The sequence below is a fragment of the Pseudomonas sp. 13B_3.2_Bac1 genome (genome assembly GCF_025466205.1).
In the GTDB taxonomy this organism is placed as follows: Bacteria; Pseudomonadota; Gammaproteobacteria; order Pseudomonadales; family Pseudomonadaceae; genus Aquipseudomonas; species Aquipseudomonas fluorescens_H.
Window position 1 is genome coordinate 1 of the sequence record NZ_JANLOG010000025.1, and the last position, 16,786, is coordinate 16,786.

16 protein-coding genes are annotated in these 16,786 nt (G+C 61.4%); 11 read left to right on the forward strand and 5 right to left on the reverse strand.

Going from position 1 to position 16,786, the window contains the following annotated elements:
- Window positions 1-97 precede the first annotated feature (97 nt).
- Window positions 98-952 (reverse strand): sulfurtransferase, encoded by an 855-nt coding sequence (locus NTD85_RS04220; protein ID WP_262141497.1) that lies wholly within the window; start codon window positions 950-952, stop codon window positions 98-100.
- Between the two features lie 31 nt (window positions 953-983).
- Entirely contained in the window at window positions 984-1,655 is a 672-nt protein-coding gene (locus NTD85_RS04225) for a TetR/AcrR family transcriptional regulator (RefSeq protein ID WP_027610562.1), read from the reverse strand.
- A gap of 145 nt (window positions 1,656-1,800) precedes the next feature.
- Between NTD85_RS04225 and NTD85_RS04230 the strand changes: the two genes are divergently transcribed.
- The 5 genes from NTD85_RS04230 (at window position 1,801) to NTD85_RS04250 (ending at window position 6,502) form a co-directional block, all read left to right on the forward strand.
- Window positions 1,801-3,231 (forward strand): coniferyl aldehyde dehydrogenase, encoded by a 1,431-nt coding sequence (locus NTD85_RS04230; RefSeq protein WP_262141498.1) that lies wholly within the window; start codon window positions 1,801-1,803, stop codon window positions 3,229-3,231.
- 28 nt (window positions 3,232-3,259) lie between these two features.
- Window positions 3,260-3,805 carry a twin-arginine translocation pathway signal protein gene (locus NTD85_RS04235; protein ID WP_262141499.1) on the forward strand — a complete coding sequence of 182 codons (546 nt, stop codon included), beginning with the start codon at window positions 3,260-3,262 and terminating at the stop codon, window positions 3,803-3,805.
- A gap of 119 nt (window positions 3,806-3,924) precedes the next feature.
- Window positions 3,925-5,520, forward strand: coding sequence for a GMC family oxidoreductase (locus NTD85_RS04240; protein WP_262141500.1), 1,596 nt, complete (start codon window positions 3,925-3,927; stop codon window positions 5,518-5,520).
- Window positions 5,521-5,635: 115 nt separating this feature from the next.
- Complete coding sequence (gene coaD, locus NTD85_RS04245; RefSeq protein WP_003229157.1) at window positions 5,636-6,115, forward strand: pantetheine-phosphate adenylyltransferase; 480 nt, start codon at window positions 5,636-5,638, stop codon at window positions 6,113-6,115.
- A gap of 135 nt (window positions 6,116-6,250) precedes the next feature.
- Complete coding sequence (locus NTD85_RS04250; RefSeq protein WP_003195146.1) at window positions 6,251-6,502, forward strand: YfhL family 4Fe-4S dicluster ferredoxin; 252 nt, start codon at window positions 6,251-6,253, stop codon at window positions 6,500-6,502.
- Between the two features lie 132 nt (window positions 6,503-6,634).
- Here NTD85_RS04250 and NTD85_RS04255 read toward each other — a convergent pair whose 3' ends face one another.
- The 3 genes from NTD85_RS04255 to NTD85_RS04265 form a co-directional block, all read right to left on the reverse strand.
- Window positions 6,635-6,958 carry a multidrug transporter gene (locus NTD85_RS04255; protein ID WP_115988693.1) on the reverse strand — a complete coding sequence of 108 codons (324 nt, stop codon included), beginning with the start codon at window positions 6,956-6,958 and terminating at the stop codon, window positions 6,635-6,637.
- A gap of 69 nt (window positions 6,959-7,027) precedes the next feature.
- The gene (mutM, locus tag NTD85_RS04260) at window positions 7,028-7,840 is read right to left on the reverse strand and encodes a bifunctional DNA-formamidopyrimidine glycosylase/DNA-(apurinic or apyrimidinic site) lyase (protein WP_003229159.1); all 813 of its coding nucleotides are present in this window, start codon (window positions 7,838-7,840) and stop codon (window positions 7,028-7,030) included.
- A gap of 12 nt (window positions 7,841-7,852) precedes the next feature.
- Window positions 7,853-8,665, reverse strand: coding sequence for an HDOD domain-containing protein (locus NTD85_RS04265; RefSeq protein WP_174823985.1), 813 nt, complete (start codon window positions 8,663-8,665; stop codon window positions 7,853-7,855).
- Window positions 8,666-8,893: 228 nt separating this feature from the next.
- Between NTD85_RS04265 and NTD85_RS04270 the strand changes: the two genes are divergently transcribed.
- The 6 genes from NTD85_RS04270 (at window position 8,894) to ilvD (ending at window position 16,646) form a co-directional block, all read left to right on the forward strand.
- Window positions 8,894-9,433, forward strand: coding sequence for a type 1 glutamine amidotransferase domain-containing protein (locus tag NTD85_RS04270; protein WP_003229161.1), 540 nt, complete (start codon window positions 8,894-8,896; stop codon window positions 9,431-9,433).
- Between the two features lie 207 nt (window positions 9,434-9,640).
- Window positions 9,641-10,837 (forward strand): class I SAM-dependent rRNA methyltransferase, encoded by a 1,197-nt coding sequence (locus tag NTD85_RS04275; protein WP_003229162.1) that lies wholly within the window; start codon window positions 9,641-9,643, stop codon window positions 10,835-10,837.
- Between the two features lie 437 nt (window positions 10,838-11,274).
- Window positions 11,275-12,348, forward strand: coding sequence for a SagB family peptide dehydrogenase (locus NTD85_RS04280; RefSeq protein WP_262141501.1), 1,074 nt, complete (start codon window positions 11,275-11,277; stop codon window positions 12,346-12,348).
- Window positions 12,345-13,322, forward strand: coding sequence for a diiron oxygenase (locus tag NTD85_RS04285; protein ID WP_003229164.1), 978 nt, complete (start codon window positions 12,345-12,347; stop codon window positions 13,320-13,322). Before NTD85_RS04280 ends, NTD85_RS04285 begins: the two co-directional genes overlap by 4 nt.
- Window positions 13,315-14,547 carry a multidrug effflux MFS transporter gene (locus tag NTD85_RS04290; RefSeq protein ID WP_103484303.1) on the forward strand — a complete coding sequence of 411 codons (1,233 nt, stop codon included), beginning with the start codon at window positions 13,315-13,317 and terminating at the stop codon, window positions 14,545-14,547. The genes NTD85_RS04285 and NTD85_RS04290 overlap by 8 nt, the downstream gene beginning before the upstream one ends.
- 257 nt (window positions 14,548-14,804) lie before the next feature.
- Window positions 14,805-16,646 (forward strand): dihydroxy-acid dehydratase, encoded by a 1,842-nt coding sequence (gene ilvD / locus NTD85_RS04295; RefSeq protein ID WP_262141502.1) that lies wholly within the window; start codon window positions 14,805-14,807, stop codon window positions 16,644-16,646.
- Window positions 16,647-16,786: the final 140 nt, after the last annotated feature.

The following is a 16,786-nucleotide window of genomic DNA, read 5'->3' on the forward strand; positions in this document are numbered from 1 at the left end:
CCCCCCCCCCCCGCCCCCCCCCCCCCCCCCCCCCCCCCCCCCCCCCCCCCCCCCCCCCCCCCCCCCCCCCCGCTCCCACATTGAGGGTATGGTGACTTTATTCGCCAGTGGCAATCCCGCGAGAAGGCTCGTTGATCCACTCACTCCACGACCCGGCATACAGCGACCCCAGCGGATACCCCGCCAGGCACAACGCGAACAGGTTGTGACACGCCGTCACCCCGGAGCCGCAATAGGCGACCAGTTCCGCAGGTGAACGCTCGCCGAGTTTCGCGGCAAAGCGCTGCTTGAGCTGCTCCGCCGGGAGGAATCGCCCGTCGCTGCCAAGGTTTTCGGTAAACGCTGCGCATTGCGCGCCGGGAATGTGCCCGGCAATCGGGTCGATCGGCTCCACCTCACCCTTGAAGCGCGGCAAGGCCCGGGCGTCGATCAGGGTCAGGCTTGGCTGACCGAGGCGCTTCTGCAATTGCTCGGCACTCAGCAGCAGGTTCATGTCCGGCTGCCCGCTGAAGTTGCCCCGGGTGACCGATGGCGCATCCAGGCTCAGCGGCAGACCCGCCGCGTGCCAGGCCTTGAGCCCGCCGTCGAGAATGAACACGCCGTCGCGCTTGCCCAGCCACGCCAGCAACCACCAGGCGCGGGCCGCATAGGCACCGGGGCCGTCGTCGTACAAAACCACATCGCTGTCGGCATTGATGCCCCACGCCTGCAGACGCTCGATCAGCGCCGCCGGCTCGGGCAACGGGTGACGCCCGGTCACGCCTTTAACCACCTTGCCACTGAGGTCACGTTCAAGGTCGGCGAAGCGGGCGCCGGCAATGTGCCCTTCGGCATAGCTGCGCTGCCCGTAGTCCGGGTCTTCGAGGGCAAAACGACAATCGAGAATCACCAGCCCCGGCTGCTCCTTGCGGGCATCCAGTGCATTCGGGCTGAGCAGTTGCGCAATCGGCATAACGGACTCCTGTGAGCGACTTCGAAATGGTTTAGCGCCCTTCCTCGAGGGCCTGGGCCAGCGGCACGTAGAACTCGTCGAACAAGGCATTCACCTCTTCGCGCGCCTGATCGGTGACGAATCCGGCTTCCAGCACCAGCACCTGATACACGCCACGCTTGATGGCCTGTTCGCTGAGGTGATTGGAGTTTTCCCGGGTGGTGCACAGAAAGCGCACCCACGAGGTGAGGATGATCCAGGCATTGATCGTCAGGGATTCGATCTGCACCCGATCCATCTTGAGGATGCCGGCGGCGACGAAGCCCTCGTAGATCGCCATGCCCTGGATCACGCAGCGCTGGGAAAAGCGCCGGTAGCGCGCGGCCAGGTCCGGATCGCTGTCGAGCAGGTGCTCGAGATCCCGATGCAGAAAGCGGTAGCCCCACATCGCCGACAGCAGCTCCTTGAGGTAATAGCGCTTGTCTTCGACAGTGGCGGCACGCCCCTGCGGCGGGCGCAGAAAGCTGTCCACAAGCGTCTCGTACTCACTGAACAGCACGGCGATGATCGCCTGCTTGTTCGGGAAGTGGTAGTACAGATTGCCCGGAGAAATCTCCATGTGGGCGGCGATGTGATTGGTGCTGATGCTGCGCTCGCCCTGCTGATTGAACAGTTCGAGGCTGTTCTGCACGATGCGCTCGCTGGTTTTTATTCGTGGGGCCATGGCTTGAGCTTTAATTCAGAGTGCGGTGAGGGGCATCTTACGACCTAACCGGAATGGGATAAAACAAAGCTGTGTCGGGAAGTCATTTGACTTTCTAGAGCATAGACTCTAGAACGTCATCACTACAATAAATCCGGAGCCGACGATGACTGCCGACATTGCTTATCTGCAAACGCTGCAACAGCCCCTGGAAGAGCTGGATCGGCTGTTCGCGGCACAGCGCGCCGCCTATGCTGCCAACCCGATGCCACCGGCAGACCAGCGCCAGCAGTGGCTCAAGGCATTGCGCGAGTTGCTCAGCCATGAGCGGCAGGCGCTGGTCGAGGCCATCAGCGCGGATTTCAGTCATCGCAGCGCCGATGAAACCCTGCTCGCCGAACTGATGCCCAGCCTGCACGGCATCCATTACGCCAGCCGCCACCTCAAGGGCTGGATGAAGTCGTCGCGGCGCAAAGTCGGCATGGCCTTCCAGCCGGCGTCGGCCAAAGTCGTGTACCAGCCGCTCGGCGTGGTCGGCATCATCGTCCCGTGGAACTACCCGTTGTATCTGGCCATCGGCCCACTGGTCGGCGCGCTGGCAGCGGGCAACCGGGTGATGCTCAAGCTCAGTGAATCGACCCCGGCCACCGGCCAGTTGCTCAAGACCCTGCTGGGACGGATTTTCCCCGAAGATCTGGTCTGCGTGGTGCTCGGCGAGGCCGACATCGGCGTGGCGTTCTCCCGCCTGCGTTTTGATCACCTGCTGTTCACCGGCGCCACGAGCATCGGCAAACACGTGATGCGCGCTGCGGCGGAAAACCTGACCCCGGTGACCCTCGAACTGGGTGGCAAGTCCCCGGCCATCGTCTCTAGCGACGTGCCGCTCAAGGACGCCGCCGAACGCATCGCCTTCGGTAAAACCCTGAATGCCGGGCAGACCTGCGTCGCCCCCGATTACGTGCTGGTGCCGCAAGACCGCGTCGGCGCGTTCGTCGAAGCCTATCGTCAGGTGGTCAACAGTTTCTATCCAACCCTCGCCGACAACCCGGACTACACCGCGATCATCAACGAGCGCCAACTCGCCCGGCTCAACGGTTATGTCAGCGACGCCACGAGCAAGGGCGCGCTGCTGATCCCGCTGTTCGAACAAGGCCAGGGCCGGCGCATGCCGCACAGCCTGCTGCTCAATGTCACTGACGAGATGACCGTGATGCAGGACGAAATCTTCGGCCCGTTGCTGCCGATCGTGCCGTATCAAGACCTCGATCAGGCGTTTGCCTACATCAATCAGCGCCCGCGTCCTCTGGCGCTTTACTACTTTGGCTACGACAAGCGCGAGCAGGATCGCGTGCTGCACGAAACCCACTCCGGCGGCGTGTGCCTGAACGACACCCTGCTGCATGTGGCGCAGGACGACATGCCGTTCGGCGGCATCGGCCCGTCGGGCATGGGCCATTACCACGGCCACGAAGGCTTCCTGGCCTTCAGCAAGGCCAAGGGCGTGCTGATCAAACAGCGCTTCAATGCAGCGAAGCTGATTTATCCGCCCTACGGCAAATCGATTCAGAAACTGATCCAGAAGCTGTTCATCCGCTAATCGTCGTCACCGCCGGGTAATAACAACAATGCACCCAAGCCTGACCGAAACACCTGCCCTGTCGCGCCGTGGCCTGCTGAAGTTCAGCCTCGGCGCCACGGCTTTTCTCGCCACCGCCGGCCTCGGCGCCAGCCTCAGTGGCTGTTCATCGAGTGTCGCGGCCAACGGCTTCATCACCTTGCGCGACGGCGACCTGCTGTTTCTGCGCGCACTGATTCCGGTGATGCTCGAAGGCGCCGTGGCCGCCGAGAAAATGCCCGGTGCGGTGGATGGCACGCTGAAGTCGCTGGACTACAGCCTCGATCACCTGTCGCCGGAAATGCTCAAGCTCACCCGGCAATTGTTCGATGTGCTCGGCATGGCGGTCACCCGTGGCCCGCTCACGGGCATTTGGGGCAGTTGGGAAAACGCCAGCCCCGAGGCGCTGCGCCACTTCCTCGAGCGCTGGCAGAACAGTTCATTGAGCCTGCTGCGCATGGGCCACAGCTCATTGCAGCAGATGGTGATGATGGCCTGGTACACCTGCGCCGAGTCCTGGGGTCATTGCGGCTACCCCGGCCCGCCTACTGTTTGAAACCGAGTCGCGCCCTTCGCGAGCAGGCTCGCTCCCACAGGGGGTTGCGATGCAAATGTGGGAGCGAGCCTGCTCGCGAAGGCGCCCGCAAGAACAACAAAAACAAGAGAACCTGATCCATGCCCGTACCCGACCCGTTCCGCGAAGGCCTCGCCCGTGGCTGGAAGACCTACAACGGCGCCCAACTGACCGGTGACCTGACGCTGCAAGCCGACGTGGCCATCATCGGCAGCGGTGCCGGTGGCGGCACCACGGCAGAAATCCTCAGCGCCGCCGGTTACAAAGTGCTGCTGATCGAAGAAGGCCCGCTCAAGACCAGTTCCGACTTCAAGATGCTCGAAGACCAGGCCTACAGCAGCCTCTATCAGGAAGGCATCGGCCGCATGAGCAAGGACGGCGCGATCACCATCCTCCAGGGCCGTGCGGTCGGTGGCACCACGCTGATCAACTGGACCTCGAGTTTCCGCACGCCCGAGCCGACCCTCGAGCACTGGGCCAAGGAACACAACGTCAAAGGCCACAGCCCGGCCGAGATGGCGCCGTGGTTCGAAAAAATGGAACAACGCCTCGGCGTCGCGCCGTGGATGGTACCGCCCAACGCCAACAACGACGTGATCCGCAAGGGCTGCGAGCAACTCGGCTACAGCTGGCACGTGATCCCGCGCAACGTGCGTGGCTGCTGGAACCTTGGCTATTGCGGCATGGGCTGCCCGACCAACGCCAAGCAGTCGATGATGGTCACGACCATCCCGGCGACGCTGGAAAAGGGCGGCGAGCTGCTGTACCTGGCCCGCGCGGAAAAACTGTTGATCAACGGCGACAAAATCACCGGCCTGCAATGCGTGGCGATGGACGAGCGCTGCGTCGCGCCGACCGGACGCAAAATCACAGTCAAGGCCCGGCATTACGTGCTGGCCGGCGGCGGCATCAACAGCCCGGCCCTGCTGCTGCGTTCGGACGCGCCAGACCCGCATCAACGCCTCGGCAAACGTACCTTCCTGCATCTGGTGAACATGTCCGCCGGGCGTTTCGACGAAGTGATCAACCCGTTCTACGGCGCGCCGCAGTCGATCTACTCGGATCATTTCCAGTGGAAGGACGGCACCAGCGGGCCGATGGGCTACAAACTCGAAGTGCCACCGCTGCAACCGGCACTGGCCGCGACCTTGCTCGGCGGCTTCGGCCAGCAGAACGCCGAACACATGGCCGACCTGCCGCACACCCACGCGATGCTCGCGTTGCTGCGCGACGGTTTCCACCCGGACAGCCCCGGTGGCAGCGTCGAATTGCGCGGTGACGGTTCGCCAGTGCTCGACTATCAAGTCTCGCCTTACGCCTGGGAAGGCTTGCGCCGCGCCTTTCACAGCATGGCCGAGATCCAGTTTGCCGGCGGCGCCAAAGCCGTGATGCCGATGCACGCCGATGCGCGCTACGTGAAAACCCTGGCCGAAGCCCGCACTTTGATCGACAGTTTGAGCCTTGAGCTGTACCGCACGCGCCTGGGCAGTGCCCACGTGATGGGCGGTTGTGCGATGGGCGAAGAGCCGAAAAACGCGGTCACCGACAGCCTCGGCCGGCATCATCAACTGAGCAATCTGTCGATTCACGACGGCTCGCTGTTCCCCACCAGCATTGGCGCCAACCCGCAATTGTCGGTGTATGGGCTGACTGCACAATTAGCGACGTCCCTCGCTGATCGGCTGAGAAATCCGTGAAAAAACCGGTTTATCGCGTCGTCTATAGTGCTTTCTTACCCAACAGGCGACTTGGCCGACCGGGACGGCTGCGATACCATCCGACTCCCCAACGGACTCCCGCCAGGACGACGCGATGAACCGAGTGTTGTACCCAGGTACCTTCGACCCTATTACCAAGGGCCATGGCGATCTGGTCGAACGCGCCTCGCGCCTGTTCGATCACGTGATCATTGCGGTCGCCGCCAGCCCGAAGAAAAATCCACTGTTCCCGCTGGAACAACGGGTTGAGCTGGCTCGCGAGGTCACCAAACACCTGCCCAACGTCGAAGTGGTCGGCTTCTCGACGCTGCTGGCGCATTTCGCCAAGGAGCAGAACGCCAATGTGTTCCTGCGTGGCCTGCGTGCGGTGTCGGACTTCGAATACGAATTCCAGCTGGCCAACATGAACCGCCAACTGGCCCCGGACGTCGAGAGCCTGTTTCTCACCCCGTCCGAGCGTTATTCGTTCATTTCCTCGACGCTGGTGCGGGAAATCGCCGCGCTGGGCGGCGATATCAGCAAGTTCGTGCACCCGGCCGTGGCCGATGCCCTGACGCTACGCTTTAAAAAGTAGGAACTGCCGCAGGCTGCGATCCTGGCTTTTGATTTCAGCCCTTGATCGCAGCCGCGTGCACTGCGCTCGCCAATGCGGCACAATTGCGCGCATTGATTTATAGCGCCCGGGCCTGCCGCCCCGGCTGGAGTTAGCATGTCCCTGATCATCACCGACGATTGCATCAACTGCGACGTCTGCGAACCCGAGTGCCCGAACGCCGCCATTTCCCAAGGCGAAGAGATCTATGTGATCGACCCGAACCTGTGCACCCAGTGCGTCGGTCACTACGACGAACCGCAGTGCCAGCAGGTCTGCCCGGTGGATTGCATTCCACTGGACGAGGCGCATCCGGAGACTGAAGAACAGTTGATGGAGAAGTACCGCAAGATCACCGGCAAGGCCTGATCCGGCAATTTTGTAGCGCTCTTTCGGGCCTCTTCGCGAGCAAGCTCGCTCCCACATTTGAAATGCGCTCCAATGTGGGAGCGAGCTTGCTCGCGAAAGGGCCATCAGCAGCAGCGCAAAACCCGGATCAGCTCACTCGCGCTGTTCGAACCCCTCCCCCGTACACCCCAAACAGCGCACAAACGCCGCTTTCGCCGGATCCACCACCAGCGCCTGTCCCGCATCGCCGACCCCGCCACCCAGCGCGGTAAACGGCAATGACACCACAAACACCCCCGCACCCAGCACCGTTGCCACCACCAATAAAGGTCGGGCAATCAGCAAATCGCCGATCATGGCGTAGGCGGGAGGGTTCTGGATGGTGTAGCGCGGATCACCACTGCCGTTTTCCGTGGCCTGAACGGCCAGGCTGGAACACAGCAGCAGTGTTGCAAACAGGACTTGCAAGGACTTCATGGCACGATCCTTCGGGCTGAACAGTGAGACAACTCACTATAGACCGTAGGACTTTTTCAGATTTTTGCCTCAGGTCTGGCAACGCGGACAGAACACACTGGCCCGTTGACCCAGCTTCACTTCGCGCAGGCCGGTACCGCAGACCTTGCAGTGCTCACCGCCGCGACCATAGACAAACAGTTCCTGCTGGAAGTAGCCGGGCTGCCCGTCACCGCCGATGAAATCCCGCAACGTGGTGCCGCCGCGCTCGATGGCTGCAGCGAGAATCCGTTTGATCTCGATCGCCAGCTTCAGATAACGCGCCCGGGAGATGCTTTTGGCTTCGCGGCGCGGATCGATCCCGGCAGCGAACAGCGCTTCGGTCGCGTAAATGTTGCCGACGCCCACCACCACTGCGTTGTCCATGATGAACGGCTTGACCGCCATCGAACGCCCGCGCGACAACTGGAACAGGCGCTCGCCGTCGAACAGATCGGTCAACGGCTCTGGCCCGAGGCGAATCAGCAGTTCGTGATTGAGCGGGTCGGTACTCCACAGCATCGCGCCGAAACGACGTGGATCGGTGTAGCGCAGCGCCAGACCGGATTCCAGCTCGATATCGACGTGCTCGTGCTTGAGCGCCGGCAAGCCGACTTCCACCAGCCGCAGGTTGCCCGACATGCCCAGGTGACTGATCAGCGTGCCGACCTCGGCATTGATCAACAGGTACTTGGCCCGCCGCTCGACCAGCACGATACGCTGCCCGGACAGGCGCACATCGAGGTCTTCAGGGATCGGCCAGCGCAGCCGGCGGTCACGCACGATCACCCGGCTGACGCGCTGGCCTTCAAGGTGCGGGGCAATACCCCGGCGGGTGGTTTCGACTTCCGGCAGTTCAGGCATGGTGTCCTCGAATCAATGCGCGCCGAGGTCGCGGATCGTTTGTTTGAGGGTTTCGAAGTCGTAATCCGACAGGCCGACGTAATCGAGCACCAGCGGCCCGACAGCGTTCCATTCGAAGTCTTCGGTCTGATTGCCCAGCACCCGGTAAGACGCGCAGATGTGCTCGGCCATCTTCAGGATCGCCAGCAGGTTTTTCAGCTGGCTGTTGCGTGACGACTCGTCGCTGAAGATCGCCAAGGCGTTGTGGTGATTGGCAATCGCCGCGCTGACGTGCTCCGGCAGGCGCCACGACTTGGCGGTGTAGTAACCGACCACGGCGTGGTTGGTGTTGAACTCGCTGTTTTCGGTGTCCACCACCCGGCACTCGGCGCTGGCATTGGCATAGGCCTTTTCCAGCACCGACATGTAATTGGGGAAACGCTGCAGCATCAACGGCACGCCACAGTCATGGAACAGACCCAAGGCATAGGCTTCATCACCGGCCTGGGTGCCGATGCGCTTGGCCAGGGTCAGGCAGGTCATCGCCACGTCCTGAGCGGTGTCCCAGAAACGGTTGAGGGTAACGATGGTGTCGTCGTTCATCTCGCCCTTGATCGACTGCGCGTTGATCAGGTTGATGATCGAGCGGCTGCCCAACAGGTTCACCGCACGCTGGATCGAGGTGATCTTGTTGCTCAGGCCGTAATACGGCGAGTTGACGATTTTCAGCAGCGAGCCGGACAGGCCTGGGTCCTGGGCGATCAGCTTGGCGATCACCTCCAGGTCCGGGTCGGGCATGTACTGCTCCATTTGCAGATCCACCATGATCTGCGGCTGCGCCGGCACACTGATGCCTTGCAGGGATTGTTGAATCTGTTCGGTGGTCAGCTCTTGGGACATAAGTACACACTCTGGGACAGGCGGCGATTCTAACCTCTAAAAACCGCACGACGACACACCAGTGGGCATTTGTCAGGAACTTTCATTCCCGCTCAGGCTTCGGACTTTGTAATGCCGACCGGACACTCAAGCACCGGCTCGGCGGCAATTTCCCGCAGACTCAGGAGCTTAATCATGGCTAATTCCCTCAGCGGCAAGCGTGTCGCCATTTTGGTAACAGACGGTTTCGAACAGGTCGAACTGACCGGTCCCAAGCAAGCACTGGAGCAGGCCGGCGCCCAGGTCGACATCCTTTCGGCCGAGGCCGGCAAGGTCAAAGGCTGGAACCACGACAAACCGGCGGACGACTTCAAAGTCGACCAGACCTTTCAAGGCGCCAGCAGCGAGCAGTACGACGCCATCGTCCTGCCGGGCGGCGTACAGAACTCCGACACCATCCGCATCGATCAGGATGCCCAGCACCTGGTCAAGACCGGCGCCTCCGCCGGCAAACCGATCGCGGTGATCTGCCACGGCAGCTGGCTGCTGATTTCCGCCGGGCTGGTCAACGGCAAGACCCTGACCAGCTACAAGACGCTCAAGGATGATCTGGTGAATGCCGGGGCCAACTGGGTCGACAAGGAAGTGGTCAAGGACGGCCACCTGATCAGCAGCCGTCAGCCGGACGATATTCCGGCGTTCAACCGTGAGTTGATCGACGCGCTCTCTGCCTGACGCGCCTCTGTGGCGAGGGAGCTTGCTCCCGCTCGGCTGCGCAGCAGTCGCAAGCCCTGCCAACCGGTTCTTTCTGATGAATCGAGTTGCATGAATTGGGGCCGCTTCGCAGCCCGGCGGGAGCAAGCTCCCTCGCCACATGTCCAGCGCTGAACCTGCACACGCATCAACACGGTATACTCCCGCTCTTTTTTCCGGAGCGACGTCATGTCCCTGCCTAGCCTGCGCCTCAAAGCCAACGCCGACCGTCGCCTGCGCAACGGCCACTTGTGGGTCTACAGCAACGAAATCGATGTGGCCGCCACGCCACTGCACGGCTTCAAGGCCGGCGATCAGGCGATTCTCGAAGCCGCCGGTGGCAAGCCGCTGGGCATCGTCGCGATGAGCCCGAACAACCTGATCTGCGCTCGCCTGTTGTCGCGCGACATCAAGCTGCCTCTGGACAAATCGCTGCTGGTGCATCGTCTGAACGTGGCCCTGTCGCTGCGCGAGCGCCTGTTCGACAAGCCGTTCTACCGCCTGGTGTACGGCGATTCCGACCTGCTGCCGGGTCTGGTGGTCGACCGTTTCGGCGACATCCTCGTGGTGCAGATTGCCTCGGCGACCATGGAAGCGCACAAGGATGACGTGATCGCTGCACTGACCCAAGTGCTCAAGCCAAGCGGCATCCTGTTCAAGAACGACTCCGCCGCCCGTGACGCCGAAGGCCTCAACCGCTACGTCGAAACCGTGTTCGGTCTGGTGCCGGAGTGGGTCGCGCTGGAAGAGAACGGCGTGAAGTTTGAAGCGCCGGTGATCGGCGGCCAGAAAACCGGCTGGTTCTACGACCACCGCATGAACCGCGCCCGCCTGGCCCCCTATGCCAAAGGCAAACGCGTGCTCGACCTCTATAGCTACATCGGTGGCTGGGGCGTGCAGGCTGCAGCGTTCGGCGCCAGCGAAGTGTTCTGCGTCGACGCATCGGGCTTCGCCCTAGACGGTGTCGAGCGTAACGCTGCACTGAACGGCTTCGCCGACAAGATGACCTGCATCGAAGGCGACGTCTTCGAAGCCTTGAAAGAACTCAAGGCCAGCGAAGAACGTTTCGACGTGATCGTTGCCGACCCGCCAGCGTTCATCAAACGCAAGAAAGACATGAAGAACGGTGAAGGCGCCTACCGTCGCTTGAACGAGCAAGCCATGCGCCTGCTCACCAAGGACGGCATTCTGGTCAGCGCTTCGTGCTCCATGCACCTGCCGGAAGATGATCTGCAGAACATCCTGCTGACCAGCGCCCGTCACCTGGATCGCAACATCCAGTTGCTGGAACGTGGTGGTCAAGGCCCGGATCACCCGGTACACCCGGCCATCGCCGAGACCCGCTACATCAAGAGCATCACCTGCCGTCTGCTGCCGAACAGCTGATTGGCCATGAAACGGGGAGCCTGCGGGCTTCCCGTGTGCTTACGGCGATGCAATGTCGTCGAATTCCTTAGCTTTTTCCTACAACCAACTTCCTACATGTACGCAGGACATTTCCCTGCGCATTAAATTTCAAGAATTAAAACTTACAAGCCCGCCCGTGCAGCATGCCCGCTCCGACAAAATTAATAGAAATTTCCTACCCAAGTATCGCTTGCCAATAATTCATTACAACCTATTATTAAGTTGTCACCACGACGGTGACATTCACTCTCAATGAACAAGGAGTTCATACTTATGAAAGCAATTACTCTGGAAACCAACAAAATCGCAAACCTGGCCTTCCTGGTTGCGCCTAAAGCCCGCTAAGTGAGCCAGAACGCTGGGGAGTGCCGGCACCCCAGCGTTCTTTCGACCCTTTCCAGAGCGATCTATACAACATGCACATCAATCCTTACTTATTCATATTGCCGCGCACACCCGGACAAATAGTCTGGAATTATAAAGACCATACTCAGCATGAGCTGGACCTGACTTATTCTTGTCGACTTGCACAACTTATCAATAATCCGGAGCAATTCGACAGACGCAACATAATAGACTCACAACTTCTGAATGCGGGCATATTAACCGTTGCAAAAATAGACAGCCCGCCATGGGGCTGGGATGAGTTGTCGAAGATTTATCATATCGGCACCCAGAACATTCCCTGCGAACAGATACCCCAGAATATTCATGAGTGGTCCAGGCAATACCTGAACCATTGCAGCGCCGTGCTGACCACACCGGCACCCGCGCCAGATCGTCCGATACAACAGGACGAACCCAGAATCGCCCTCCCCGCCTCCGCCGCCCTGACCGTTGCCAGTCTTGGCAATGTCCTGCGCCTGAGAAAAACCTGCCGCTCCTTTACTGGCGCATCAATCACCCTCGGTGACGTCGGCACACTGATGTATCTCTCGCTGGGTTTTCTTCGCCACCGCGACCATGATCGCGACGAGAGTATCGCCGAGGGCCTTGGCGCCCGTCGCAGCAGTCCTTCGGGAGGCGGGTTGAACGCCTGTGAAGGGTTTCTCCTGGCTCGCAATATCGAGGGCCTGGAACCCGGCATCTATGCCTATCACCCGGCAGAACATGCGCTCAGCCGGGTCAATCCCTTGCCCGAACCCGCGCTCGGCCATTTGCTGGCGGGCCAGCATTTCATCAATAACCTGCCGCTGGGTCTGTTCATCACCGCCCGCTTCGACAAGCTCTGGTGGAAGTATGAACACTCGCGCGCCTATCGCATGGCGTTCGTCGAAGCGGGTCACCTGTCGCAGACCTTTCAACTGGTGGCCACGGCGCTGGGCCTGGGAACGTGGCTGACCGGCGCGTTTGCCGATCGGCAGGTCGAAGCCCTGCTCAAACTCGAAGGCAGCGCTGAACAACCGTTGTTCTTTGTCGGCTGCGGCGCCAGCGACGGTCAGGCGATGTGTCAGGAAATGCGTGACCTGTTGCAGGAGACGCGTACATGAACGTGCCAACCGCGGAACAGCCCGAAACACCTGAGTCCTGGATGCTTCGCTTCACGCTTGGCGATTGGGACAACCGCGCTTCGGTGCGTACGAGCCGGCACGACTACCAGTTGCCGGCAGACCTGCAGTTACAACTGCAGACCCGCTTCTGGTTTCCGCCGGCCTTCCTGCCCTACCTGTCCCACCCGGCCATTGAAGCCGCAGGCAGCAGGGTCATGCATCGACTGGCGGCCAATCACCTGGTGCACTTCCTCGACTACACCACGCTGCTTGAACACCGCATCGTCAACCGCGCCGTGGAAACCATCGTTCACGGCGAGTTACCTGCCTACATTCCTTCACGGATGAAAACCGCCGCGCTGCAGCTCTATACCGACGAGGGTTATCACGCGCTGTTCTCCCATCGACTGGCCGAACAGATCGCCGAACTGCATGGTTTCACCGGCCGACCGCAGATGCCCCTGCGCATTACCCGCCTGACCGGTCAGATCGCTCGAACGCCGGAGAGCAAACGCCCGCTGGCATGGTTTCTGCTCGGTTTCGTCTCGGAAACCATCATTGCCCGGGAGCTGCTGGATGTTTGCCGGGAAACGCTGGTCACCAGCGTGAGTGACATGTTGCGCGACCACCTCGCTGACGAAGCGCGCCACAGCCGGTTTTTTTCCGAAGTCTTTCACTACCTCTGGCTGACCCTGAACAGCCGTCAGCGCGCCTTCGCGGCCAGAACCTTGCTGGAGACCTTGGCGACCTTCTTCGAAGTCGACGAGCAATGGCTACATCAGAGCCTGCGCCGCGCCGGCATTGGCGAAGGCGCAATCAAGGAGATTCTCGATGACCTGACCAACGAACAGGCCAGCCGCCAGCGTGCCAGATCCGGAGCCACGGCTACGCTTGCTGCACTCGAAAGGGCCGGATTCTTCGCGCACCCCAACAACCGCAAACTTTTCGCCAAGGCAGGACTGATCGATGCTTGAAGGAAGAACGGTGGTAACGACCCGACAACGACGCGGGGCGGTCAGTCTGCTGTTGGCCATGGTGCTGCTGGGAGTGTTTCCGCTGGACGTCCTGCTGCCGTCGTTCCCGGCGCTGGCCGAACACTTCGCCAGCACCCCGACCGACATCGCCCTGTCGATCAGCCTGTTCGCGGTGGGCATCGCCTTTGCCCAACTGCTGATCGGGCCGTTGTCCGACGTCATCGGGCGCAAGGGCTTGCTGCTCGCCGGCATGGCTGTCTCGATCCTCGGCGCCATCGGCTGCGTCATGACCAGTGACTACACACTGTTCATGACCTTTCGCATCGTGCAGGCCATCGGCTGCGGCTGTTTCGTCCTGTCGCAGGCACTGGTGCAGGACCTGTTCGAAGGCGAACAGCGCGATCGCCTGCGGATCCTGATGGTGACCGCCACCGGGATCTTCATCTCGGTATCGCCGCTGGCCGGGACCTTTCTGCAGGCGACCCTGGGCTGGCGCGGCAGCTTCTGGCTGTTCATCGCACTGGCGGCTGTGGTGTTGCTCAAAGCCTGGGTGTTTCTGGACAACAGTCGGCCCGCTGTCAGAGATACACCGATCCATTTTCTCAAGGCTTACCGACGGGTGCTGGGGGACTTCGACTTCGTTGGCTACTGGCTGATCTCGGCTTTCGCATTCGCCTGCCACTTCTCGTTCATTGTCATTTCGCCGCTGATTTTCATGGATCAATTGCAGCTGTCAGCCTATGACTTCTCGCTGATCCTGCTGATCTACGGCGCGGCCTATGTCGCTGGCGGCATCGTCGCCACGCTGCTGAGCCGGCGCATTTCGCCCGGGCAGCAAATGCTGGTCGGGCTGAGCCTGATCCTGCTGGCGGGGCTGGTGATGCTGTTCATGGCCAGGCACCTGGCGCTCTCGGCGGCCACGGTGCTGATCCCGATGCTGATCTGCACCGCCGGTACGACCATCGCGCGCCCTGCTGCCACTTCGCGGGCCATGAGCCTGTTCCCGGAAAATGCCGGCACCTCGGCCTCCGCAGGCAGCACGATCATTTTCATCTGTGGCGGCCTGATCAGCGCCCTGATCAGCCTGAGCCCAAGCAACCTGCAAGCCACCCTCGGCTACTGTTTTATCCTGCTCAGCTGCATCGCACTGGCGTTGAACAAGCGGATCAGCCACCGCGCCAGAGTCATCGAAACCAGCGCCATCACGCCCTCTGGCAGCGATTGAGCCTGCCGGTCGTCATGCAACACGCACCGTCGGCGCTGGAACAACGCTTTGCGCCATTCCCTCCAGACGCCAGCGGTGTAGAATCGGCTGATTCATCGCCATTCATCCCCCGGCGGGTTTATGAGCTCAGGCTGAGGCAAGCGGCGATCCCGCAAAGTCATCGGCAACATCCAGGACACACGGCCATTTCTGAGTGTTCCAGACGTCAATAGAAGCTCACTCCCTTTTGATACCTGATTAGCCGCCCGGAGTGCTCCATGCCAGATTACCGCTCGAAAACATCCACCCACGGCCGCAACATGGCCGGCGCCCGCGCACTGTGGCGCGCCACCGGGATGAAAGATGACGACTTCAAGAAGCCGATCATCGCCATTGCCAACTCCTTCACCCAGTTCGTGCCGGGCCACGTGCACCTCAAGGACCTCGGTCAACTGGTTGCCCGGGAAATCGAACGCGCCGGTGGCGTCGCGAAGGAATTCAACACCATCGCCGTGGATGACGGCATCGCCATGGGTCACGACGGCATGTTGTATTCGCTGCCGAGCCGCGAGATCATCGCCGACTCCGTCGAGTACATGGTCAACGCCCACTGCGCCGACGCCATCGTCTGCATCTCCAACTGCGACAAGATCACCCCGGGCATGCTGATGGCCGCCCTGCGCCTGAACATTCCGGTGATCTTCGTTTCCGGCGGCCCGATGGAAGCCGGCAAAACCAAACTCGCTGCCCACGGTCTCGACCTCGTCGACGCCATGGTGATCGCCGCCGACTCCAGCGCTTCTGACGAGAAGGTTGCCGAGTACGAGCGCAGCGCCTGCCCGACCTGCGGTTCGTGCTCCGGCATGTTCACCGCCAACTCGATGAACTGCCTGACCGAAGCCCTCGGTCTCGCATTGCCGGGCAACGGTTCGACCCTCGCGACCCACAGCGACCGCGAACAACTGTTCCTGCAGGCTGGTCGTACCATCGTCGAGCTGTGCAAGCGTTACTACGGCGAGAACGACGAGTCGGTGCTGCCGCGCAACATCGCCAACTTCAAGGCGTTCGAGAACGCGATGATGCTCGACATCGCCATGGGCGGTTCGACCAATACCATCCTGCACTTGCTGGCTGCGGCTCAGGAAGCCGAGATCGATTTCGACCTGCGCGACATCGACCGTCTCTCGCGCAGCGTGCCGCAACTGTGCAAGGTCGCGCCGAACATCCAGAAGTACCACATGGAAGACGTGCACCGCGCTGGCGGCATCTTCAGCATCCTCGGTTCGCTGGCCCGTGGCGGTCTGCTGCACACCGACCTGCCGACCGTGCACAGCCGCAGCATGGAAGAAGCCATCTCCAAGTGGGACATCACCCAGACCGACGATGAAGCCGTGCACCACTTCTTCAAGGCCGGCCCGGCGGGCATCCCGACCCAGACCGCGTTCAGCCAGTCGACCCGTTGGGAAACCCTCGATGACGACCGTGAAAACGGCTGCATCCGCAGCTTTGAACACGCCTACTCGAAAGAAGGCGGCCTGGCCGTGCTGTACGGCAACATCGCCCTCGACGGCTGCGTGGTGAAAACCGCCGGCGTCGATGAGTCGATCCACGTCTTCGAAGGCAACGCGAAGATCTTCGAAAGCCAGGACAGCGCCGTGCGCGGCATCCTCGCCGACGAAGTGAAGGAAGGCGACATCGTCATCATTCGCTACGAAGGCCCGAAAGGCGGCCCGGGCATGCAGGAAATGCTCTACCCGACCTCGTACCTGAAGTCCAAAGGTCTGGGCAAAGCCTGTGCGCTGCTCACCGACGGTCGCTTCTCTGGCGGTACTTCCGGCCTGTCGATCGGCCACGCTTCGCCAGAGGCTGCGGCCGGTGGCGCGATCGGTCTGGTGCAGGACGGCGACAAAGTGCTGATCGACATCCCGAACCGCTCGATCAACCTGTTGGTCAGCGATGAAGAACTGGCTGCGCGCCGGGTCGAACAGGACAAGAAAGGCTGGAAACCGGTCGAGCAGCGTCCACGCAAAGTGACCACTGCCCTGAAGGCCTACGCCCTGCTGGCGACCAGCGCCGACAAGGGTGCGGTGCGCAACAAGGCGATGCTCGACGGGCTGTAAGTTTTAGCCGCCGAATAAAAATGCCCCGCCAAGTGCGGGGCATTTTTTTGCCCGACCAAAATATCCCAGACACAGAAGATCAAAACGGTGGGAGCGGGCTTGCTCGCGAAAGCGGTCTACCGGTCAAAAAACCTCTCGCC

Excerpts from the sequence above, each read along its gene's own strand:
- NTD85_RS04220 (WP_262141497.1), bottom strand. The coding sequence starts at position 952 with ATGCCGATTGCGCAACTGCTCAGCCCGAATGCACTGGATGCCCGCAAG.
- NTD85_RS04225 (WP_027610562.1), bottom strand. The coding sequence starts at position 1,655 with ATGGCCCCACGAATAAAAACCAGCGAGCGCATCGTGCAGAACAGCCTC.
- NTD85_RS04230 (WP_262141498.1), top strand. The coding sequence starts at position 1,801 with ATGACTGCCGACATTGCTTATCTGCAAACGCTGCAACAGCCCCTGGAA.
- NTD85_RS04235 (WP_262141499.1), top strand. The coding sequence starts at position 3,260 with ATGCACCCAAGCCTGACCGAAACACCTGCCCTGTCGCGCCGTGGCCTG.
- NTD85_RS04240 (WP_262141500.1), top strand. The coding sequence starts at position 3,925 with ATGCCCGTACCCGACCCGTTCCGCGAAGGCCTCGCCCGTGGCTGGAAG.
- coaD (WP_003229157.1), top strand. The coding sequence starts at position 5,636 with ATGAACCGAGTGTTGTACCCAGGTACCTTCGACCCTATTACCAAGGGC.
- NTD85_RS04250 (WP_003195146.1), top strand. The coding sequence starts at position 6,251 with ATGTCCCTGATCATCACCGACGATTGCATCAACTGCGACGTCTGCGAA.
- NTD85_RS04255 (WP_115988693.1), bottom strand. The coding sequence starts at position 6,958 with ATGAAGTCCTTGCAAGTCCTGTTTGCAACACTGCTGCTGTGTTCCAGC.
- mutM (WP_003229159.1), bottom strand. The coding sequence starts at position 7,840 with ATGCCTGAACTGCCGGAAGTCGAAACCACCCGCCGGGGTATTGCCCCG.
- NTD85_RS04270 (WP_003229161.1), top strand. The coding sequence starts at position 8,894 with ATGGCTAATTCCCTCAGCGGCAAGCGTGTCGCCATTTTGGTAACAGAC.
- NTD85_RS04275 (WP_003229162.1), top strand. The coding sequence starts at position 9,641 with ATGTCCCTGCCTAGCCTGCGCCTCAAAGCCAACGCCGACCGTCGCCTG.
- NTD85_RS04280 (WP_262141501.1), top strand. The coding sequence starts at position 11,275 with ATGCACATCAATCCTTACTTATTCATATTGCCGCGCACACCCGGACAA.
- NTD85_RS04285 (WP_003229164.1), top strand. The coding sequence starts at position 12,345 with ATGAACGTGCCAACCGCGGAACAGCCCGAAACACCTGAGTCCTGGATG.
- NTD85_RS04290 (WP_103484303.1), top strand. The coding sequence starts at position 13,315 with ATGCTTGAAGGAAGAACGGTGGTAACGACCCGACAACGACGCGGGGCG.
- ilvD (WP_262141502.1), top strand. The coding sequence starts at position 14,805 with ATGCCAGATTACCGCTCGAAAACATCCACCCACGGCCGCAACATGGCC.